Source organism: Stenotrophomonas bentonitica, assembly GCF_013185915.1.
Lineage (GTDB): Bacteria > Pseudomonadota > Gammaproteobacteria > Xanthomonadales > Xanthomonadaceae > Stenotrophomonas > Stenotrophomonas bentonitica.
Genome location: NZ_JAAZUH010000002.1, coordinates 159,263 through 178,378 on the forward strand (window position 1 = coordinate 159,263; position 19,116 = coordinate 178,378).

Here is a 19,116-nt window from a genome sequence, read left to right on the forward strand (position 1 = left end):
CAGGTACGCAGGTCAGATGAATGGAGGAGTGCCACTGTGGTTTAAACCACCCGGGCCCGCAACAGGTCATGAATGTTGAGTGCGCCGACCGCGCGGCCGTCGCCATCGACCACGATCAGGCCGTTGATCTGCTGGGTTTCCATGACCCGGGCCGCTTCCACGGCGAGCTGGTCGGCGCCGATGGTGCGCGGGGTCCGCGTCATCACATCGACGATCCGCGCGCTGCGCACGTCCAGGTCGCTGTCCAGGGCCCGGCGCAGGTCGCCGTCGGTGAACAGGCCGACCAGGCGCTGGTCGGCATCGACCACGGCGGTCATGCCCAGCCGCTTGCGGCTCATTTCGACAAGGGCCTCGCTCAGGCTGGCGGTTTCGCCCACCTTGGGCAGTTCATCGCCGCTGTGCATCACGTCGGTGATGTGCAGCAGCAGGCGCCGGCCCAGGCTGCCGGCCGGGTGCGAGCGGGCGAAGTCGTCGGCGGTGAAGCCGCGCGCGTCGAGCAGGGCCACGGCCAGGGCGTCGCCCATCGCCAGCGAGGCGGTGGTGCTGGAGGTCGGGGCCAGCGCCAGCGGGCAGGCCTCGGCCGGCACGCTCACGTCCAGGTGCACGTCGGCGGCCAGCGCCAGCGACGAGCCGGGGCGGCCGGTCATGGCGATCAGGCGGTTGCCCTGGCGCTTGAGCACCGGCAGCAGCATCAGCACTTCGTCCGATTCGCCCGAATAGGACAGCGCCAGCACCACGTCGGCCTCGGTGATCATGCCCAGGTCGCCGTGGCCGGCTTCGCCGGGGTGCACGTAGAAGGCCGGGGTACCGGTCGAAGCCAGGGTGGCGGCGATCTTGCGCGCCACGTGGCCGGACTTGCCCATGCCGGTGGCCACCACGCGGCCGCGGCTCTCCAGCACCAGCTGGCAGGCCCGGCTGAAGCCATCGCCCAGCCGCTCGGCCACCGCGGCAAGGGCGTCGCGCTCGATCTCGAACACGCGGCGGCCGCTGGCGACCAGCGCGGCCGGGTCGGTCGATGAGGGGGGCAGGGGCGATACAGCCATGCGGGCGCCACGCGGAAGAGTAGAATGAGCCCTCATTTTATTAGGAAAGCCCGTTGGACGCCGAGACCATCCGCAATTTGATCGAAACCGGCCTGCCGGGCGCCCGCGCGGACGTGCAGGGCGACGACGGCGTGCATTTCGAGGCCACCGTGGTCTGCGACGCCTTTGCCGGCAAGCTCCCCCTGGCCCGCCACCGCATGGTCTACGCCACCCTGGGTGATCTGATGGGCGGGGCGATCCACGCGCTGGCGCTGAAGACCGTGACCGCGGCCGAAGCGGCGAAGTAAGTGGCCGACGGCCGGCACCACCCCCATTTCCATTCCCCCTTCCTATCTGCAGGTTCCATGGCCAAGATCGTAGTGACCGGCGGCAAGCCGCTGCACGGTGAAGTGAACATTTCCGGCGCCAAGAACGCCGTCCTCCCCATCCTGTGCGCGACCCTGCTGGCCGACGCACCGGTGGAGATCACCAACGTGCCGCACCTGCACGACGTGGTCACCACGGTGAAGCTGCTCGGCGAGCTCGGCGCCAAGGTCACCATCGACCAGGGCACGCTGTCGCGCGGCAGCGCGATCGTGGTCGACCCGCGTCCGGTCAACCAGCACGTGGCCCCGTATGAGCTGGTCAAGACCATGCGCGCCTCGATCCTGGTGCTGGGCCCGCTGCTGGCCCGCTTCGGCGAAGCCGAAGTGTCGCTGCCCGGCGGCTGCGCGATCGGCTCGCGTCCGGTCGACCAGCACATCAAGGGCCTGCAGGCGCTGGGTGCGGAGATCGTGGTCGAGAACGGCTTCATCAAGGCCCACGCCAAGCGCCTGAAGGGTGCGCACTTCACCTTCGACATGGTCAGCGTAACCGGCACCGAGAACGTGCTGATGGCCGCCGTGCTCGCCGAAGGCACCACCGTGCTGGACAACGCGGCGATGGAGCCGGAAGTCACCGACCTGGCGCATTGCCTGATCGCGCTGGGCGCGAAGATCGAAGGCCTGGGCACCGCACGGCTGGTGATCGAAGGCGTCGAGCGCCTGTCCGGCGGCCGCCACGAAGTGCTACCCGACCGCATCGAAACCGGCACCTTCCTGGTCGCCGCGGCGATGACCGGCGGCAAGGTCACGGTCAACCGCGCGCGCCCGAACACCATGGACGCGGTGCTGTCCAAGCTGGTCGAAGCCGGTGCGACGATCGAAACCACGGAAGACAGCATCACCCTGGACATGCACGGCAAGCGGCCGCGTGCGGTCAACCTGACCACCGCACCGTACCCGGCGTTCCCGACCGACATGCAGGCGCAGTTCATGGCGCTCAACTGCGTGGCCGAAGGCGTGGGCGTGATCAATGAAACGATCTTCGAAAACCGTTTCATGCACGTCAACGAACTGCTGCGCCTCGGCGCGGACATCCAGGTCGAAGGCCATACCGCGATCGTGCGGGGGTCCGAACAGCTGAGCGGTGCGCCGGTGATGGCCACCGACCTGCGTGCGTCGGCGTCGCTGATCCTGGCCGGGCTGATGGCCGAGGGTGACACCACCATCGACCGCATCTACCACCTGGACCGCGGCTACGAGAACATCGAAGAAAAGCTGTCCTCGCTCGGCGCCACCATCCGGCGCGTCGCATGATCCTGCGCGGCCAGTTCACCCGCCGCCGCAAGGCGCTGCTGATCCTGGTGCTGGTCGTGCTGGGCTGGCTGGGCTACGCCTGGTACGCCGATATCGCGATCACCCAGGGCCTGGAACAGCAGGACATGGACTGGAACGGCGACGGCACGGTCAGCCGTACCGAGGTGCTGCAGTCGTTCTACGCGGTGGGCGTGAACAAGACCGAAGACGGCAACCGCCACTGCCGCGCGTTTTACTGGCGCAAGACCAACGAGCAGATCCGCGTGGACTGCAGGACGGTCTTCCAGGCGGACACGCCGGCGAAATGAAACAAGGCCCGCAGATGCGGGCCTTGTTTCATTTCGCGGTTACTTGAACGACCGGATGGTCAGGTCGAGCGCGTCCTTGCCCTTTTCGCGCTGCAGCAGGCGCACCGGCACCGGCAGGTCCTTGGAGACCCAGGCAATCAGTTCCTTGTCGCCGTCCACGCGCGAGACCTTGGTGGTGGCGTAGGTCTTGCCGGCCACGGTCACGTTCTCGGTGCCGCCGACCTTGTAGGTCATCGGCTTGATCCGGCCTTCGTCGACCATGCGGTAGGTCAGCGGCTTGCCGGCGGCGAAATCGCGGGCGATCGCCAGGTTGATCAGCAGTGCGTCCATGTCGCCGGCCTTGAGTGCGACGGGACCGGCACGGTCCGGCTTGATGTCGCCGGTCCAGGTGGCCTGCTTCTTCGACCAGTCGTAGTTGGCCTGCACGTTGCGCTTCTTCACCAGCAGCAGCGAACGGTCCTGGCTGCTGAGCGGGCGCAGCACGCCATTGGCTTCGTCGAAGGTGGTGTTCTGGCTCAGCGTGGCCAGCTGGTTGCTGACGTCCAGGCTGTACTGCCACTTGTTGCCGTCGACCTGCTTCAGGGTCATCTTGCCCGGGGCCTGCACGCCCATGTAGTTGGCCTGGTACTCGGCGGTGAACGGCTGCAGTGCCAGGGCGGGCAGGCTGACGACCGCCAACGTACCGGCAGCGATCCAGGACAGGGGACGGGAGAGGATGGTCATGCTCAGACTCCTTGGTATTCGATCAGGCGCAGGTCGATACGATCCTGACCGTCTTCGCGTTGCAGGATGCGCACCGGAGTCGGAACCCCGTTGGCGATCCAGAGGATGGTTTCGTCATTGCCGCCGTTGGTGCGGAACACCCGCAGCGCGTTGTAGGACAGCTCGCCGACCTCGACGTTCTCGGTTTCCGGCGCGGCCTGGTAGTCGTGCTGGCGGACCCGGCCCACATCGACATAACGGTAATGCATCTGCTGGCCCGGGCGCGCGTCGCGCATGATCGCCAGGTTGATCAGCAGCGCGCTCTGGTCGCCAGGCTGCAGCGGAATGGGTTGGGTGCGTTCCTTCTTCAGGTCGCCCAGCCACTGCGCGGTGCCGGCCTTCCAGTCGTAGGTGCCGGTGACCTTCTTGCCCAGGAACAGGCCCTTGCGCACGGTGGCCTGGCTCAGCGGCACGTAGGTGGCGCCCTGCTTTTCGAAGACCGTGCTCTGTTCCAGGTTCAGGCCCAGCACGCTGGCAAAGCCATGCCGGCCCACCACCTGCATGTCCACCCGCCACTGGTCGCCACCGGTGTGGGTGACGCGCATGGTGGCATCGCCGGCTTCCTTGCCCTTGTACAGGGCCTGGTAGGTGGCGGTGAACGGCTCCAGCGGGGGCGGTTCCCACGCGGCCGGCGGCGGCAGCACGGTCAGTTCCGGCGCGGGCGGCGCAACGGGTGCGGGCGTTTCCTGCGCCTGGGCGATGGCCACGGTGCAGAGCAGGGACGCAAGCAGCAGCACGGGCTTGGACAGGATCTTTTTCATACGCGCGCAGGAGCGGGGGAGTGGGGAGGATGCCAGCGCCCGGGTCAGCGGCGCGTGTGCGCCAGTGCTAACGGGTATGCATTCCGGCGCAATCTAGGCGGAGAGGACTGAACAGGGGGTTGCCATCGACCTCGAGCTGTCCCTCCCGTTCAGCTACGCGACCGGCCACCAGCCACTGCAGGCTGGCGATCAGCAGCGGGTGTTCGACCGCGAGTACCCGCTGGGCCAGCGTGTCGGCCGTGTCGCCGGGCAGCACCGGCACCCGGGCCTGGGCCAGCACGGTGCCGGCATCCAGTTCGGGAACCACGAAGTGCACGCTCGCCCCGGCCTCGGCGTCGCCGGCCTCCAGCGCCCGCGCATGGGTGTGCAGGCCCTTGTACAGCGGCAGCAGCGACGGGTGGATGTTGATCAGGCGCCCGCTGAAGCGCTGCACGAAGGCCTCGCCCAGGATGCGCATGTAGCCGGCGCACACCACCCAGTCCGGCGCGAACCCGGCCAGCGCATCGCCCAGCGCGGCATCGAAGGCGGCGCGGTCGGCGTACGCCTTGGGCGACTGCGCCCAGCGCCGCTCCGGCGGCACCTTGTTCAGTGCCGAGGCGTCGGGCTTGTCGGACAGCACCGCTACCACTTCGGCGTGCAGTGACCCCGCAGCGATCGCGTCCACGATCGCCTGCAGGTTGCTGCCACGGCCCGAGGCCAGTACCGCGATGCGGCTGCGCGGCGGGAGGGCAGACACCACGGGGTGCCTCAGCCGATCCGCACGCGCTCGGTGCCGCTGGCGGCGGTGACCTTGCCGATGGTCCACTGGGCCAGGCCCTCGGCTTCGACGGCCGCCGAAACGGTGGCGACCTGGTCCGGGGCGACGATCAGCACGAAACCGATGCCGCAGTTGAAGGTGCGCCACATCTCGCTGTCGGCCACGGCGCCTTCCTTCTGCAGCCACTGGAACACCGGCGGCAGGGTCCAAGAGGCGGCGTCGATGTCCAGGCCCAGGCCTTCGGGCACCACGCGGATGATGTTCTCGGTCAGGCCGCCACCGGTAATGTGGGCCATGCCGTGGATGGCCGGGCCGTGCGCCTTGAGCAGGGCCAGGATCGGCTTGACGTACAGGCGGGTCGGCGCCATCAGCGCGTCGACCAGCTTGACCCCGCCTTCCAGCTCCAGCTCGGCCGGCTGGCCGGCGCGGTCGTAGATGCGGCGCACCAGCGAGTAGCCGTTGGAATGCGGACCCGAGGAGGCGATGCCGATCAGCACGTCGCCTTCGGCCACGCTGGCGCCGTCCTTCAGCTCGCTCTTTTCCACGCCGGCCACGGTGAAGCCGGCCAGGTCGTACTCGCCCGGGGCATACATGTCGGGCATTTCAGCGGTCTCGCCGCCGATCAGCGCGCAGCCGGCCTCGGTGCAGCCGTTGGCGATGCCGCCCACGACCGCCGCGGCGGTGTCGATGTCCAGCTTGCCGGTGGCGAAGTAGTCCAGGAAGAACAGCGGCTCGGCGCCCTGCACCAGCACGTCGTTCACGCACATGGCGACCAGGTCGATGCCGATCGTGTCGTGGCGGCCCAGCTGTTGTGCCAGCTTCAGCTTGGTGCCGACGCCGTCGGTGCCCGAGACCAGCACCGGTTCGCGGTACTTGCTGGACAGGTCGAACAGGGCGCCGAACCCGCCCAGGCCACCCATCACTTCCGGCCGGAAGCTCCGCTTCACCAACGGCTTGATGCGCTCGACCAGTTCGTTGCCCGCGTCGATGTCGACGCCGGCGTCGCGGTAGGTCAGGGGGGAGGGGTTGGACGGGGAATTGGTCACGGGCGTCGGGCTGCGCTGGGGTGAAAGCGGGATTTTAACAGGCCACGTTGGCGCGCAGGCCCTATTCGGGCAACAATTCCCCCCGTATACGCTCAATGGAAGTCCTGATGCGCCGCAGCCTATTAGTAATGATGATCCTCGCGCTTTGCCTTCCGGTGGCCACGATGGCCCAGAGCGGCCTGCGCACCGAAGGCGACGTGGCCACGGCCAGCGGTGCCTACGAGGCCGAAGTGCCGGTCAACAGCCAGGGCGAAGCCGACCGCAACGGGGCCCTGGCCCGCGCACTGGGCAACGTGCTGGCCAAACTGTCCGGCGACCGCAGCGTGATCACCCGCCCGGGTGTGATGCAGTCCCTGCGCGACGCCAGGAACTACGTGGCCAGCTACGACTACCGCCAGGACCAGAGCACCTCGGCCAGCGGCGCGCCCAGCTACCGCACCATGCTGGTGGCCCGGTTCCGCCAGGACGACGTGGACGGGCTGATCTCGGCCCTGGGCCTGCCGCTGTGGCCGCAGCCGCGGCCCAAGCCGGTGGTCTGGCTGGCCATCGACGACGGCAGCGGCCCGCGCCTGGTCACCGTGCAGCAGGCCAACGCGGCCCGGCCGCTGCTGAACCGCGCCATCGAGCGGGGCTACAAGCTCGGCCTGCCCACCGGCAGCGCCGCCGAGCAGGCCCTGGTCGGCGCGATCTGGCGCCAGGACACCGCCGCGGTGGCCCGTGCCTCCTCGCGTTACTCCCCGCCGATGCAGCTGGTCGGCAAGCTGTACCGCGACAAGACCGGCGGCTGGGTGGCCGACTGGGTGTTCGTGGATGGCGGCAGGGAGCTGAACAAGTGGACCACCAATGACAGCGACGCCCGCCGCGCGATGGCCGGCGGCGCCGACGGCACCGCCGATGCATTGGTGCGCCGCTACGCCAAGGCCGGTGCCGCCACTGGCGCGGCCGGCACCTACACCATCGTGGTGACCGGGCTGAACAGCGCCGAGGACTACCTGCGCCTGGCCGCCGGCCTGCGCGAGAGCCCGGTGGTGCGCAACATCACCCCGGTCCGCGCCTCGGGCAACCGCCTGGAGCTGGCGCTGGAGCTGACCACCGGCCTGCCCGGGCTGAACCGCATGCTCGGCGAGAACGGCGTGATCGTGCCGCTGGCGCCGCTGCCGGTGCCGATCGACGAAGATGCCGCGCCCGGCACCCCGCCGCCTCCGGCCAGCAATGAGTACCGCCTGCGATGATCCTCACTCCGGAAGCCGAGATCGCGCAGTTCCTGCGCCGTATCAAGTACATCCTGTTTGCACTGGCGGTCGGTTGGGTGGTGTGGCTGCTGGCCCCGATCCTGACCCCGTTCGTGCTGGCCTTGGCTCTGGCCTGGCTCGGCGACCCGCTGGTCGACCGGATCGAGGCCACCGGCCGGTCGCGCAACACCGGTGTGATCCTGGTGTTCCTGGCCATGGTGCTGGTGATCACCGCCGCGCTGCTGATTCTGGTGCCGATGATCGAGCGGCAGATCTCGACCCTGATCGCGGCCATTCCGCAGGTCCAGCAGTGGCTGATGCAGAACGCCATTCCCTGGTTCGAGCAGAAGACCGGGATGGAGATCATGCCGTGGCTGGAACCGGACCGGCTGATCGACTGGGTGCGCAGCCACTGGGAACAGGCCGGCGGCGTTGCCAAGACCTTCTTCGGCTACGTCTCGCGGTCGGGCTTTGCGATGGTGACCTGGGTGGTCAACATCCTGCTGCTGCCGATCCTGGCGTTCTACTTCCTGCGCGACTGGGACAAGCTGGTCGAGCGCGTGGCTTCGACCATTCCGCGCAACCACGTGGGCACCATCACCAAGCTGGCGCGTGAGTCCAACGACGTGCTGGGGGCGTTCATCCGTGGCCAGTTCCTGGTCATGGTGGCGCTGGGCCTGATCTACGCGATCGGGCTGTCGCTGGTGGGCCTGAAGCTGGGCCTCTTGATCGGCCTGGTTGCCGGCCTGATCAGCTTCATTCCGTACCTGGGCGCCACCACCGGCATCGTCATGGCGGTGTTGGCCGCGCTGGTACAGGCGCAGGGCTTCGACCTGAAGCTGCTGATCCTGGTCGGCGTGGTGTTCACCGTGGGCCAGCTGCTGGAAAGCTACGTGCTCACCCCGCGAATCGTCGGCGACAAGATCGGCCTGCACCCGGTGGCGGTGATCTTCGCAGTGATGGCCGGGGGCCAGCTGTTCGGCTTCCTCGGCATGCTGCTGGCGTTGCCGGTGGCGGCGGTGAGCAACGTGCTGCTGCGTTATGCGCACCTGCGCTACCGCGAGAGCGAGCTGTACGCCGGTGAGCCGAACGCGATCGTGATCGAAACGCATGTCGACCGGCAGACCGTGATCATCGACACGTCCAAGGGCCAAGACCTGAAGTGAGTGTTGTTCCGCAGCTGCCGCTTGCCCTGCGCTACCCGCAGGACGAGCGACTGGAAACCTTCATCGGCGCACCCGACGGTGCGCTGGCGCAGCTGCGCGCGATCGCCGTGGGCGCGGACCAGCACTGGGTGTACCTGGAAGGTGCGGCCGGCACCGGCAAGACCCACCAGGCGCTGGCGATGTGTTCGCTGGCCGAACAGGCCGGGCGGCAGCCGACCTACCTGCCGTTGAAGGCGGTGGTGGGGCGCACCCGCGCGGCGCTGGAGTCGCTGGAAGGTCGCGACCTGGTCGCGCTGGACGGGCTGGATGCGGTGGCGGGGCATCGCGAGGACGAAGTGGCGCTGTTCGATTTCCACAATCGTGCGCGCAGCGCCGGCATCACCCTGTTGTACACCGCACAGCACGCGCCGGACCGGCTGGGACTGGTGCTGCCGGACCTGCGCTCGCGCCTGCAGCAGTGTGTGCGCGTGGTGCTGCAGCCGCTGGACGACGAAGGCCGCGCGGCGGTGCTGCGCGAGCGCGCGGCGCGGCGTGGCTTGTCGATCGATGAAGCGGCCATCGAATGGCTGCTGACCCGCACCGGCCGCGAGCTGGGCAGCCTGGTCAGCCTGCTGGACTGGCTGGACCGCGAATCGCTGGCCGCGCAAAGGCGGATCACGGTGCCGTTCTTGCGGCAGGTGGTGGAAGAGGGTTCGCATATCCGGTAGAGCCACGCCCTGCGTGGCTGGGTTTTGGTCGGATGTCGCAGCCACGCAGGGCGTGGCTCTACCGCAGGGATTCGTCCAACTTGGCCAGGCGCTCTGGCGTCCCGACATCGGTCCAGCGCCCGTCGTGATGCTGCCCGGTCACGCGGCCGTGTTTCATCGCATGCCGCATCATCGGTGCCAGGCCGAACTGCGGCGGGGTGGCTGCCGCACCTTCGGTGGGGCCGATCACGTCGCGCCATCCATTGAGGATGGTGGGGCGGAAGATTCCCACGCCCGCATAGGTGAGCCGCGGCGCATCGCCGGTGTCACTGACATGGCTATCGGCGTGCAGGATGAAATCACCGCGCGGGTGCTGCACGGGGTTGTCGACCAGCACCAGGTGCGCGTCGCCTGCAGGGTCGCGGGGCAGGGTGGCGAAGTCCACGTCCGTCCACACGTCGCCATTAACGACCAGGAACGGTGCGTCGCCCAGCAGCAGCAATGCGTTGAGGATGCCGCCACCGGTCTCCAGCGGCACCGCGCCTTCGTCGACGAAATGCAGGCGCACGTTCCAGCGGCTGCCGTCGCCCAGCGCCGGTTCGAACTGGTCGCCGAGCCACGACGTGTTGATCACCACGTCGTCGACACCCGCCGCCGCCAGCCGTTCCAGGTGCCATACGATCAACGGTTTGCCACCGGCCACCAGCAGCGGCTTGGGCGTGGTGAGCGTCAGCGGACGCATGCGTTCGCCCTTGCCGGCGCTGAAGATGATCGCCTTCATGCGCGGCTGGACACCGGCAGCGCCAGTGCCGCCATCGCGGGTTTGATCCGCTCCTGCAGCAGCGTGTTCAACCCGGCAAGCTCCGGGTGGCGCGGCAGCACTTCGTCCAGGTAGCGGATGAAGCGCGGCGCGTCGGCGAAGTAATGACCCTTGCCGTCGCGGTCGCGCAGGCGCACGAACAGGCCGAGGATCTTCAGGTGGCGCTGCACGCCCATCCAGTCGGCGTCGCGCAGGAACTGCGGCCACGGGCGCACCGGCAGCCCGGCGGCCAGCGCCTGTGCGTGATAGCGCGCCAGCCAGGCGTCGACCTTCTCCAATGGCCAGCTCAGGAACGCATCCTTGAACAGGCTGACCGGGTCATAGGCAATCGGCCCCCGCACCAGGTCCTGGAAGTCGAGCACGGCCGGGCCGGGCTCGACCGGCATCAGGTTGCGTGGCATGAAGTCGCGGTGGGTGAGCACCTGCGGCTGCTGCAGCGCGTTGTCCATCAGGCGCCGATGCGCCAGCTGCAGCTGCTCGATCTCGCCGCAGTCCAGCTGCAGGCCGAGGTGGCGTTGCAGGAACCACTCGTCGAACAGGCCGGCGTCGCGTTGCAGCAGCGCCTCACCGAACGAGCCCATGCCCTCCGGCACCGGGATCGACTGCAGGCGGATCAGCTGCGCGAAGGCGGCGTCGAACCACGCGTCGGCGTTGTCGTCGTCGATATGCCGGGCCAGGGTGGGCCCACCCAGGTCTTCCAGCAGCAGGAAGCCCTGCTCTTCATCGCGGGCCAGCACGCGCGGCACGCGCACGCCGTTGGGTTCCAGCAGGTCGTGCATGCGCAGCCACGGGCGCACATCTTCCAGCCCCGGTGGCGAGTCCATCACGATGTGGCTGCCGTGCGCGCTGGTGGCGCGCCAGTAGCTGCGGAAACCGGCATCGACCGAGGCCCGGTCCAGATGCAGATCGGGGTCGCCCAGCGCGGTGGCGGTCCACTGCCGGCGGAGTTCGGCGCGCAGCGGGTCGGAAGCGGGATCGTTCATGGACAGGTACGTCGAAGCGGCGCCGGGAGGCGCGCGTGGAAGGAAAGGGGAGGGGGATCAGCGTTTGCCGCTGAACAGCCGGAGCACGGCCAGTACCGCGATCGCACCGAGGATGGCGCCGACGAAACCGGCCGGTTCACCGCGCGAGTACCAGCCCATGTACTGGCCGAACCAGCCGGCGACCAGTGCACCGACGATGCCGAGCACGATGGTCAGCAGGCAGCCCATGCGGTTGTTGCCGGGCATGAAGAAGCGCCCGAACAGGCCGACGATGAAACCGACCAGGATGATGTAGAGCCAGCTGGAGCTGCCGAACAGACCGTCCATCGTGTGATTCCTGCGGGAGATGGACGCAGCCTATCAAAAGGCTGCGTCCCTCCGCGTCTACCTGTCAGCAGCAACCATGCCCACCGTGGCGGGTACCGCTGTCGGCCGCCACCGGCGAACCGCTGGTCTCACCGCGCAGGCTGGCCGCGTAGTGCTCGCTGATCACCTTGGACACGCACGCGGTCACGCGCTTGCCCATCGGGATGTGCAGGAACTCGTTCGGGCCGTGCGCGTTGGAATGCGGGCCCAGCACGCCGGTGATCATGAACTGCGCACCCGGGAACTTCTCGCCCAGCATGCCCATGAACGGGATCGAGCCGCCTTCGCCCATGTACATCGCCGGCTTGCCGAAGAAGGTCTGGCTGGCATCGTCGATGGCCTGGGTCAGCCACGGCGCCATCGCCGGTGCGTTCCAGCCCGACGAGGCCTTTTCCAGGTCCAGCTTCACTTCCGCGCCGTTCGGCGGGTCGCGCAGCAGTGCTTCCTTCAGCAGCTCGCCGCAGGCCTTGCCGTCGGCGGTCGGCGGCAGGCGCAGCGACAGCTTCACGGCGGTATGCGGGCGCAGCACGTTGCCGGCCGAGGCCAGCGGCGGCATGCCGTCCACGCCGGTCACCGACAGCGCCGGGCGCCAGGTGCGGTTGAGCACCAGCTCGGTCAGGTCGTCGTTCATCGGACGCAGGTCGTCGACCATCGGGAACTTCTCGAAGATCTCGGTATCCACCACCTCGGCGGCGCGCTTGGCCTGGGCCTGGCGCTCTTCCGGAATCTCCACGTGCATGCCGTCGAGCAGGATGCGGCCGGTGTTCTCGTCCTCGATGCGCGAGAGCAGCTGGCGCAGCAGGCGGAAGCTGGACGGCACCACGCCGGAGGCGTCGCCGGAATGCACGCCTTCGTTGAGCACCTTCACCGAGAAGTTGCCGCCGGTCAGGCCGCGCAGCGAGGTGGTGCACCACAGCTGGTCGTAGTTGGCGCAGCCCGAATCCAGGCACACCACCAGCGACGGCTTGCCGATGCGGTCGGCCAGGTGGTCCACGTAGGCCGGCAGGTCGTAGCTGCCCGATTCCTCGCAGGCTTCGATCAGCACCACGCAGCGCGCGTGCGGCAGGTTCTGCGCCTGCAGCGCCAGCACGGCGGCCAGCGAGCCGAAGATGGCATAGCCGTCATCGGCGCCGCCACGGCCATACAGCTTGTCGCCGCGCAGCACCGGCAGCCACGGGCCCAGGTCGTCGTCCCAGCCGGTCATTTCCGGCTGCTTGTCCAGGTGCCCGTACAGCAGCACGGTGTCGTCGCCGGTTTCGGCGCCGGTGGCGGGAATTTCCAGCAGCAGAAGCGGCGTGCGGCCTTCCAGGCGCACCACCTCGACCTGCAGGCCCGGCAGGTTCTGGGCCTTGGCCCAGCTTTCCATCAGGGTGACGGCCTGCTCCATGTAGCCGTTTTCGACCCAATTAGCGTCGAACATCGGCGATTTGTTGGGAATGCGGATGTATTCGACCAATTGCGGAACGATCTCGCTGTCCCACTTGTCATTGACGAATTGGCCGAGCTTGGCGCTGTCCATCAGGTAACTCCGAGTGCATGTGGCTGATTCCGCCATTCTACGCCTGAGCGAGGGGTAGGGATTTCCCTACACGACGTCAGGTATTTAGCTGGCTGTGTGAAGGTGATGTCGACGATAGGCTGTGTGCATGTGGCGAGGGACACTGATTGCTCCGACGGGATGCCGGCAGCAGAGGGGTCCGAAGTCACAGGGAGCTACACGGTGGGGCCTTGGTTTTCGTGGAAGGCGCTGGTGCTGGGACTGATGTTGGCGGGAACCGCTTCGGCGGCCGACCGGATCGACATCAACACCGCCGATGCGTCGACGCTGCAGCAGGGATTGACGAACGTGGGGCCCAAAAAGGCCCAGGCGATCGTCGCGTACCGGCGACAACACGGACCTTTCCTCCGGGTCGAGGACCTGGCACGGGTGAAAGGGATAGGGACAGCAACGGTCGAACGGAATCGACGACGGATGACGGTGGGGGCCATGACGGCGCCCACGGTGGCACCGCCCAGGAGGGCAGCGCCGACACCCGTTCCAAGGCGCTGACGTAACAGGATGGGTCGCGACCGGCATGACGTCGGTCACGGTGGCCAGGCAGGAGCCGGCCGCCACGACAGCCGCACGGAGGCGGCACGCACGGACGCAGCGCGGAAGGACTGGCGCGGATCCACCAGGACGGTGGCATCCAGACCCGGGAAGGGGAGGGATGGCGGAACAACATACGGCCGAGTGCATGGAGCATGGCCGGCACCCACACTGGGCAGGACGCACAGGGGGAAGGCGGGATGCCGACAAGGACGTGACGATTGCCCGGTCCGCACAGGGATGTGTGACCGGGCAATTTCTTTTTGGGTGTAGCGTAGACCCCTCCCCACACGGAACGACCCGATGCCCTCACGCCGCAGGTTGCTGACGTTTGCCTTGACCTCACTGGTAGCCGGTTCAATGGCGCCTGCATGGGCAGCCACCACGCCCACCATCAAAGAACCCGCCGGCCCTACCGACCTCAAGCCCGGCCAGTTTCTCTGGCATCCGGAGATTTCCCCGGCCGGTCCAATCGTGCTGGTGGTAAGCCTGGATGAGCAGCGCGCCTACGTGTACCGCAACGGCATCGCCATCGGCCTGAGCACGATCAGTTCGGGCAAGCCCGGGCATGAAACGCCTACGGGCGTGTTCACCATCCTGCAGAAGGACAAGGACCACAAGTCCAACCTCTACAACAGCGCGCCCATGCCCTACATGCAGCGCCTGACCTGGGACGGCATCGCGCTGCACGGCGGCAACCTGCCCGGGCACCCGGCGTCGCACGGCTGCGTGCGCTTGCCGCAGGCGTTCGCGCAGAAGCTGTTCGGCGAAACCCAGCGCGGCGACACCGTGGTGGTGGCCGACGCAAAGAGCGCGCCGATGACCCTGGCCTACCCGGCGGTGCTGGCGCCGGTGAACAGCACCGGCAAGGCGCTGGTCGAGACCACCGATGCGCCGGACCACTACTGGAATGACGGCGCGGCGCCTGCGGGGCAGGTCGGCATCCTGGTCAGCCTGCACGACCAGCGGCTGTACGTGCTGCGTGATGGCGTGCTGATCGGTGAGTCGCGGCTGGAAGCCAAGGCGCTGCCCGCGTTCGAGGGCACCACCCTGTTCGTGATGCAGCAGGGGTATTCGGACGTGGCCAGCCCCCTTGATTCGACCCAGAAGCTGCACAAGTGGACCGCGTACCCGCTGCTGGGGCAGAGCGCGGGCAATGCCAGCCCGGACCTGCTGGCCACGCCCAGCCTGCCGATGGCGCTGCCGCCGTCGTTCGCCGCGCAGCTGTACAAGGCGTTGGTGCCCGGAACCACGTTGCTGGTGACCAGCCTGCCGGCGGTACGCCCGGTGGCAGATGAACAGAACCTGCAGCCGGTATTGGAATCCGATGCGGCTGGAGCCACCTTGTAGGGATGGCCTATCGGATTTCGCTTTCGCTGTTGGGTGTCCTGACGCTCGCAATTCCCAATGCGTCCGGTAGCGCCGGCCGTTGGCCGGCCCAGGCGGTGTCGGGAGCCGGCCAGCGGCCGGCACTACCGGTGGGTCGGGTGGTGGCCGAGTCCGGTCGTCGACCGGCGCTACCGGCAGACCAGATGGCCGAGATGATGGCGCGGGCGGCGCCCAATGCCGACCGCAAGGTGCTGAAGCTGGCGGCGCAGGCGATGACCTGCGCGCTGCGGCGGCCGGAGCTGGGTGTCGATCCGGGCCGTCTGAGCGTGATCGATTATTCGCGCCCGTCTACCGAACAGCGCATGTGGGTGTTCGACCTGGCCCGGCAGAAGCTGCTGTTCGAGGAATGGGTCGCGCATGGCCGCAACAGCGGCAGCAATGCAACCGAGCGCTTCTCCAACCGTGACGGCAGCTTCATGTCCAGCATTGGCGCGTTCACCGCCAAGGAAACCTACATGGGCGGCAACGGCTATTCGCTGCGCCTGGATGGCCTGGAGCCGGGCTTCAACGACAACGCGCGCGACCGCGCCATCGTCATCCACGGTGCGCCGTACGTGAACCCCACCATCGCGCGCCTGCAGGGCCGGCTCGGCCGCAGCCTGGGCTGCCCCGCCGTGCGCCTGACCGTGGCGCGACCCCTGATCGACAGCCTGCAGGGCGGGGCGATGGTATTCGCCTACTACCCGGACAAGGACTGGCTGGCGCGTTCGAAGCTGCTCAGCACCGACTGCGGCTGAGGCACAATGGCGGCATGTCGACCGCCCCTGACCTGAGCGCCGCCACGCGCGTCATTCCGAGTTTCGAGTATCGCCGCGAGCGCTGGCGCAACGGCCTGGGCTGGACGCGCGAGATCCTGCGCGTGCCCGACAGCGACGACTGGCAGGTGCGGTTGTCGATCGCCGAGATCGAACAGGATGCGGCGTTCTCGTCGTTCCCCGGCATCGAGCGCGAGCTGGTGCTGCTGCGGGGTGAGGGGTTGCGGCTGCGCTTCGCCGACGGCGCCGTTCATACCTTGATGCCGCCGCACGACCGGCTGCGTTTTGCCGGTGAAGCGCAGGTCAGCGGCGAGCTCGTGGACGGGGTGACGCACGACTTCAACCTGATGTGGCGGCGCGACCAGGTCCACGCTGAACTGCTGCACCGTCCGCTGGTAGGCAGCATGTTCTTCTTCACGGAGCCGGACACCGCGTGGGCGATTCATCTGTTGGCCGGGCAAGCGGAGTTCGAGGGAGAGCCGGATATGCCTGCGTTGCAGCAGGGCGATACGGCATGGCTGGCGGCGGGCGAGCGACGCCGGTACGCATTGCGCGGAGGCGGCGAAGTACTGGCAATCCGTCTGGAGCAGCGGTAGGGTCGCATCCCAATCGACCGCACGTATGGATGATCGGCGCGGCGAAGGCATGACCTGTGCCGGAGAAGGTGTTCGTCGTTGGTCATGGCCCCAAAGAACGTTGCACCGTTATCGGCGGTCGATCGGGATGCGACCCTACCGGCGATGTGCGCCGGTCAGTACACGTCGCGGCGATAGCGGCCTGCCACGATCAACGCTTCCTTGCCGTCGCGGCCCAATGCCTGCTCAATAACGGCGTCCACCGCCGGGGCCATGCCCTGCAGGCTGCCGCAGACCAGGATCGTGGCGCCTTCGCGGACCCACTGGCGCAGGGTGTCCAGCTCGGCCAGCAGGCGGTCCTGCACGTAACGGTGGGCGCCACCGTCGCGGCTGAAGACCGTGTCCAGCTTCGCGATCATGCCTTCGCGCTGCCAGCGCTGGATGTCCTGGCCGAAATGGAAATCGTGCGCGGCGGTGCGCTCGCCGAACAGCAGCCAGTTGCGCGTGGCGCCGAGCTCGACCCGCGCGCGCAGGTGCGCACGCAGCCCCGCTATGCCGGTGCCGTTGCCGATCAGGATCAACGGAACTTCCGCCGAGGGCGCATGGAAATTAGGATTGCTGCGGAAGCGCAGGTCGATGCTCCCGCCCAGCTGTGCGTAGTCGCACAGCCACCCACTGCCCAGCCCGGGCGTGCCATCCGGCCGCAACAATCGGCGCAGCAACAGTAGAACCTGGCCTTCGGCCGGCGTGCTGGCGATCGAGTACTCGCGGTGCGGCAGCGGTTTGAGTGCGGCCACCAGCGCGGCGTCATCGGCCGGTACCGAGTCGGGTAACACCGGCAGGTGCGAGCGCGCCAGCCAGTCGTGCATCGACCGCCCTTCGACCATCGCAGCACCGTCGCGCGCATGCCGCGCCAGCCATGCATCGACCTCGGCCGCGCCATGCTGCGGCCCGATCTCGACCACGTCGCCGGCCTGCCACGGCGGCAGCACGCCGTCGGCGGGGACCAGCGCGACCTGCCAGGTGGCCGCGCCCGGGCTGCCCGCGTTGACCTGTTCGCGCGCGCGCAGCTGCCAGTGCTGGTACTGCGCCGGCGCCCAGTCCGGCAGGTCGGTGGCGTTGCCGCCGAGCTGGCCGAGCAGTTGCTGCCAGTGGCGCAGCGCGGCCGGGTCGGCGTTGTCCACCTCCACGGTGTCGAACAGCGGGTGCGCGCCGTGCTGGCGCAGCCAGGCATCGAGCTGGTGGCCGAACGCGCAGAAGTGGCCATAGCTGCGGTCGCCCAGCGCCAACACGCCGTACTGCAGGTGTGGCAGTGCCAGCTCCTGCGGCATTACCCGGCGCAGGAACGGCAGTGCATGGTCGGGCGCGTCGCCCTCGCCGGTGGTGCTGGCGATCAGCAGCATTCGAGTGGACTGTTGCAGCAGCGGCGCATCGACCTGGTGCAGGCCCCGAACCCGCACGGACATGCCGGACGCACGCAACACCTCGGCGCTGCGTTCGCACAGCTGCTGCGCGAAGCCGGTCTGGCTGGCCCAGACCAGCAGCAGCGGTGCCTGTCCGTTGTCGGCAGGCGCGTCATCGCGGCTGCGACCGCGCCACCACAGCAGCGCGCACAGTGCGGCGTAGGCGGCGATGCTGCCGGCCGCCCAGCGCCAGTGCGAGGCCAGCGGCGCGGCGCGCCACCAGTCTTCCTGGAGATGCAGGCGCAGCAGCAGCCAGGCGAGCAGCGCCAGCGCGATCATCACCGCGACATTGCCCAGTACCGCCCGCGACGGGCTGCGCTTCATGCGGCCTCGCCCTGTTCGGCGAGCAGGTGTGCGAATGCATCGCTCAGGTGTTCTTCAACGCCGTGCGCGGTGCGGGTGACGAAGCGCGCTGCCAGTCCGTGTGCATTGGCAAAGGCGAGGCCTTCGTCGTGGCCCATCACGGTCAAGGCAGTGGCCCAGCCGTCCGCGTGCATGGCCTCACGCGCCACCACCGTGAGCGCGGCGGCTTCGCGGCTGACCGGTGCCCCCACGCGCGGGTCCAATGTGTGGCTGTACTGCGCGCCATCCGCGGTGAACTGATGCCAGCGGTCGCCGGAGGTGGCCACGGCAAGGTCATCCAACGCGAGGACGCGTGGAGGATGGGTCAGTTGCGCCTCTTCTTCGGGGCCGGCTTCGACCAGCACGCGCCACGGGTGGCCGTCCGGCTTGCGGCCGTAACCGTGCAGTTCGCCGCCCACTTCAACAAGCGCTGCGGCAATGCCCTGCGTGCGCAGCCAGCGGCTGACCAGGTCGACCGCGAAGCCTTTGGCGATGGCGGAGAGATCCAGCTCCAGCCCGCCCGGTTGCAGCAGCGCGGCGTCCTGCATGTGCAGGCGCTGCCAGCCGCAGCGGGCGCGGGTGGCGGCCAGCAGGTCCGGATCCGGTACACGCTGTGCGTGCGCCTGGGCACCGAAGCCCCACAGGGCCACCAGCGGGCCGACGGTGGGATCGAAGGCGCCATTGCTGCGCTCGGCGACATCGAGTGCGCAGCGCATGACCTCAGCGAAGAGTTCCGGCAGCGGCACGGTGGTGCCGGCCGCTGCGCGGTTGAAACGCGATATGTCGCTTGCCGCTTCCCACGTGCTCATCTGTGCCACCACGGTGTCCAGCTGCGCCTGGATGCCCGCATGCAGCGGGTGCAGGTCGCGGTTGGGCGAGGCGGTCAGTTTTACCTGCCAGGTGGTGCCCATGGTGTGACCACCGAGGCTGGCGATGTCGTGGGGCACAGACGTCATG

At 68.4% G+C, this 19,116-nt stretch carries 21 protein-coding genes; 10 read left to right on the forward strand and 11 right to left on the reverse strand.

Going from position 1 to position 19,116, the window contains the following annotated elements; all coding sequences use genetic code 11:
* Window positions 1-41: 41 nt before the first annotated feature.
* Window positions 42-1,043, reverse strand: a complete 1,002-nt coding sequence (locus tag HGB51_RS11820) for a KpsF/GutQ family sugar-phosphate isomerase (RefSeq protein WP_070206677.1) — start codon at window positions 1,041-1,043, stop codon at window positions 42-44.
* A gap of 53 nt (window positions 1,044-1,096) precedes the next feature.
* On the opposite strand from HGB51_RS11820, the gene HGB51_RS11825 reads away from it, so the two are divergent.
* From HGB51_RS11825 to HGB51_RS11835, 3 genes are read left to right on the forward strand one after another with little or no spacing between them, the layout of a single operon-like run.
* On the forward strand, window positions 1,097-1,330 hold the full coding sequence (locus HGB51_RS11825; protein ID WP_070206676.1) for a BolA family protein: 234 nt from the start codon (window positions 1,097-1,099) through the stop codon (window positions 1,328-1,330).
* A gap of 57 nt (window positions 1,331-1,387) precedes the next feature.
* A complete protein-coding gene (murA, locus tag HGB51_RS11830; protein WP_070206675.1) occupies window positions 1,388-2,659 on the forward strand; it encodes a UDP-N-acetylglucosamine 1-carboxyvinyltransferase in 1,272 nt (423 codons plus the stop codon).
* On the forward strand, window positions 2,656-2,967 hold the full coding sequence (locus HGB51_RS11835) for a hypothetical protein (protein ID WP_070206674.1): 312 nt from the start codon (window positions 2,656-2,658) through the stop codon (window positions 2,965-2,967). Before murA ends, HGB51_RS11835 begins: the two co-directional genes overlap by 4 nt.
* Window positions 2,968-3,006: 39 nt before the next feature.
* Here HGB51_RS11835 and HGB51_RS11840 read toward each other — a convergent pair whose 3' ends face one another.
* The 4 genes from HGB51_RS11840 to purM form a co-directional block, all read right to left on the reverse strand.
* The gene (locus tag HGB51_RS11840; RefSeq protein WP_070206673.1) at window positions 3,007-3,690 is read right to left on the reverse strand and encodes a DUF3108 domain-containing protein; all 684 of its coding nucleotides are present in this window, start codon (window positions 3,688-3,690) and stop codon (window positions 3,007-3,009) included.
* Window positions 3,691-3,692: 2 nt separating this feature from the next.
* The gene (locus HGB51_RS11845) at window positions 3,693-4,490 is read right to left on the reverse strand and encodes a DUF3108 domain-containing protein (protein ID WP_070206672.1); all 798 of its coding nucleotides are present in this window, start codon (window positions 4,488-4,490) and stop codon (window positions 3,693-3,695) included.
* A gap of 67 nt (window positions 4,491-4,557) precedes the next feature.
* Window positions 4,558-5,226: a phosphoribosylglycinamide formyltransferase gene (gene purN, locus HGB51_RS11850; protein ID WP_070206707.1), complete on the reverse strand. Its 669-nt coding sequence runs from the start codon at window positions 5,224-5,226 to the stop codon at window positions 4,558-4,560.
* A gap of 11 nt (window positions 5,227-5,237) precedes the next feature.
* On the reverse strand, window positions 5,238-6,263 hold the full coding sequence (gene purM, locus HGB51_RS11855) for a phosphoribosylformylglycinamidine cyclo-ligase (RefSeq protein WP_171966881.1): 1,026 nt from the start codon (window positions 6,261-6,263) through the stop codon (window positions 5,238-5,240).
* Window positions 6,264-6,400: 137 nt separating this feature from the next.
* Between purM and HGB51_RS11860 the strand changes: the two genes are divergently transcribed.
* Genes HGB51_RS11860 through hda form a run of 3 tightly spaced genes read left to right on the forward strand, consistent with a single transcriptional unit; the run spans window position 6,401 to window position 9,398 of the window.
* Window positions 6,401-7,525, forward strand: coding sequence for a DUF2066 domain-containing protein (locus tag HGB51_RS11860; protein WP_246233573.1), 1,125 nt, complete (start codon window positions 6,401-6,403; stop codon window positions 7,523-7,525).
* Window positions 7,522-8,691, forward strand: coding sequence for an AI-2E family transporter (locus tag HGB51_RS11865; protein WP_070206669.1), 1,170 nt, complete (start codon window positions 7,522-7,524; stop codon window positions 8,689-8,691). Before HGB51_RS11860 ends, HGB51_RS11865 begins: the two co-directional genes overlap by 4 nt.
* Window positions 8,688-9,398: a DnaA regulatory inactivator Hda gene (hda, locus tag HGB51_RS11870; RefSeq protein ID WP_070206668.1), complete on the forward strand. Its 711-nt coding sequence runs from the start codon at window positions 8,688-8,690 to the stop codon at window positions 9,396-9,398. Before HGB51_RS11865 ends, hda begins: the two co-directional genes overlap by 4 nt.
* 58 nt (window positions 9,399-9,456) lie before the next feature.
* Here the strand turns inward: hda and murU are convergent, their stop codons facing one another.
* From murU to HGB51_RS11890, 4 genes are all read right to left on the reverse strand, one after another.
* Window positions 9,457-10,158 (reverse strand): N-acetylmuramate alpha-1-phosphate uridylyltransferase MurU, encoded by a 702-nt coding sequence (murU, locus tag HGB51_RS11875; protein ID WP_070206667.1) that lies wholly within the window; start codon window positions 10,156-10,158, stop codon window positions 9,457-9,459.
* The gene (locus HGB51_RS11880; RefSeq protein ID WP_070206666.1) at window positions 10,155-11,180 is read right to left on the reverse strand and encodes an aminoglycoside phosphotransferase family protein; all 1,026 of its coding nucleotides are present in this window, start codon (window positions 11,178-11,180) and stop codon (window positions 10,155-10,157) included. Before HGB51_RS11880 ends, murU begins: the two co-directional genes overlap by 4 nt.
* Window positions 11,181-11,237: 57 nt before the next feature.
* Window positions 11,238-11,507 carry a GlsB/YeaQ/YmgE family stress response membrane protein gene (locus HGB51_RS11885; RefSeq protein ID WP_070206665.1) on the reverse strand — a complete coding sequence of 90 codons (270 nt, stop codon included), beginning with the start codon at window positions 11,505-11,507 and terminating at the stop codon, window positions 11,238-11,240.
* A gap of 64 nt (window positions 11,508-11,571) precedes the next feature.
* Window positions 11,572-13,065 (reverse strand): M20 family metallopeptidase, encoded by a 1,494-nt coding sequence (locus HGB51_RS11890; RefSeq protein WP_070206664.1) that lies wholly within the window; start codon window positions 13,063-13,065, stop codon window positions 11,572-11,574.
* 243 nt (window positions 13,066-13,308) lie between these two features.
* Between HGB51_RS11890 and HGB51_RS11895 the strand changes: the two genes are divergently transcribed.
* The 4 genes from HGB51_RS11895 to HGB51_RS11910 all read left to right on the forward strand — a co-directional run bounded on the left by HGB51_RS11895 (window position 13,309) and on the right by HGB51_RS11910 (window position 16,375).
* Window positions 13,309-13,596, forward strand: coding sequence for a ComEA family DNA-binding protein (locus tag HGB51_RS11895; RefSeq protein ID WP_171966882.1), 288 nt, complete (start codon window positions 13,309-13,311; stop codon window positions 13,594-13,596).
* 342 nt (window positions 13,597-13,938) lie between these two features.
* Window positions 13,939-14,985, forward strand: coding sequence for a L,D-transpeptidase (locus tag HGB51_RS11900; RefSeq protein ID WP_070206663.1), 1,047 nt, complete (start codon window positions 13,939-13,941; stop codon window positions 14,983-14,985).
* Between the two features lie 2 nt (window positions 14,986-14,987).
* A complete protein-coding gene (locus tag HGB51_RS11905) occupies window positions 14,988-15,761 on the forward strand; it encodes a murein L,D-transpeptidase catalytic domain-containing protein (protein WP_084738826.1) in 774 nt (257 codons plus the stop codon).
* Window positions 15,762-15,775: 14 nt separating this feature from the next.
* The gene (locus HGB51_RS11910) at window positions 15,776-16,375 is read left to right on the forward strand and encodes a HutD/Ves family protein (protein ID WP_070206662.1); all 600 of its coding nucleotides are present in this window, start codon (window positions 15,776-15,778) and stop codon (window positions 16,373-16,375) included.
* Between the two features lie 155 nt (window positions 16,376-16,530).
* Here HGB51_RS11910 and HGB51_RS11915 read toward each other — a convergent pair whose 3' ends face one another.
* Both HGB51_RS11915 and HGB51_RS11920 read right to left on the reverse strand, forming a co-directional pair.
* Entirely contained in the window at window positions 16,531-18,141 is a 1,611-nt protein-coding gene (locus tag HGB51_RS11915) for a sulfite reductase subunit alpha (protein WP_070206661.1), read from the reverse strand.
* Window positions 18,138-19,115 carry an FAD:protein FMN transferase gene (locus HGB51_RS11920; RefSeq protein ID WP_070206660.1) on the reverse strand — a complete coding sequence of 326 codons (978 nt, stop codon included), beginning with the start codon at window positions 19,113-19,115 and terminating at the stop codon, window positions 18,138-18,140. The genes HGB51_RS11915 and HGB51_RS11920 overlap by 4 nt, the downstream gene beginning before the upstream one ends.
* Between the last annotated feature and the right edge of the window lies 1 nt (window position 19,116).

Excerpts from the sequence above, each read along its gene's own strand:
- HGB51_RS11840 (WP_070206673.1), bottom strand. The coding sequence starts at position 3,690 with ATGACCATCCTCTCCCGTCCCCTGTCCTGGATCGCTGCCGGTACGTTG.
- HGB51_RS11865 (WP_070206669.1), top strand. The coding sequence starts at position 7,522 with ATGATCCTCACTCCGGAAGCCGAGATCGCGCAGTTCCTGCGCCGTATC.
- HGB51_RS11885 (WP_070206665.1), bottom strand. The coding sequence starts at position 11,507 with ATGGACGGTCTGTTCGGCAGCTCCAGCTGGCTCTACATCATCCTGGTC.
- HGB51_RS11835 (WP_070206674.1), top strand. The coding sequence starts at position 2,656 with ATGATCCTGCGCGGCCAGTTCACCCGCCGCCGCAAGGCGCTGCTGATC.
- HGB51_RS11920 (WP_070206660.1), bottom strand. The coding sequence starts at position 19,115 with ATGACGTCTGTGCCCCACGACATCGCCAGCCTCGGTGGTCACACCATG.
- HGB51_RS11905 (WP_084738826.1), top strand. The coding sequence starts at position 14,988 with ATGGCCTATCGGATTTCGCTTTCGCTGTTGGGTGTCCTGACGCTCGCA.
- murA (WP_070206675.1), top strand. The coding sequence starts at position 1,388 with ATGGCCAAGATCGTAGTGACCGGCGGCAAGCCGCTGCACGGTGAAGTG.
- HGB51_RS11880 (WP_070206666.1), bottom strand. The coding sequence starts at position 11,180 with ATGAACGATCCCGCTTCCGACCCGCTGCGCGCCGAACTCCGCCGGCAG.
- HGB51_RS11895 (WP_171966882.1), top strand. The coding sequence starts at position 13,309 with ATGTTGGCGGGAACCGCTTCGGCGGCCGACCGGATCGACATCAACACC.
- HGB51_RS11820 (WP_070206677.1), bottom strand. The coding sequence starts at position 1,043 with ATGGCTGTATCGCCCCTGCCCCCCTCATCGACCGACCCGGCCGCGCTG.
- HGB51_RS11890 (WP_070206664.1), bottom strand. The coding sequence starts at position 13,065 with ATGGACAGCGCCAAGCTCGGCCAATTCGTCAATGACAAGTGGGACAGC.
- murU (WP_070206667.1), bottom strand. The coding sequence starts at position 10,158 with ATGAAGGCGATCATCTTCAGCGCCGGCAAGGGCGAACGCATGCGTCCG.
- HGB51_RS11860 (WP_246233573.1), top strand. The coding sequence starts at position 6,401 with ATGCGCCGCAGCCTATTAGTAATGATGATCCTCGCGCTTTGCCTTCCG.
- HGB51_RS11910 (WP_070206662.1), top strand. The coding sequence starts at position 15,776 with ATGTCGACCGCCCCTGACCTGAGCGCCGCCACGCGCGTCATTCCGAGT.
- HGB51_RS11900 (WP_070206663.1), top strand. The coding sequence starts at position 13,939 with ATGCCCTCACGCCGCAGGTTGCTGACGTTTGCCTTGACCTCACTGGTA.
- HGB51_RS11915 (WP_070206661.1), bottom strand. The coding sequence starts at position 18,141 with ATGAAGCGCAGCCCGTCGCGGGCGGTACTGGGCAATGTCGCGGTGATG.
- HGB51_RS11845 (WP_070206672.1), bottom strand. The coding sequence starts at position 4,490 with ATGAAAAAGATCCTGTCCAAGCCCGTGCTGCTGCTTGCGTCCCTGCTC.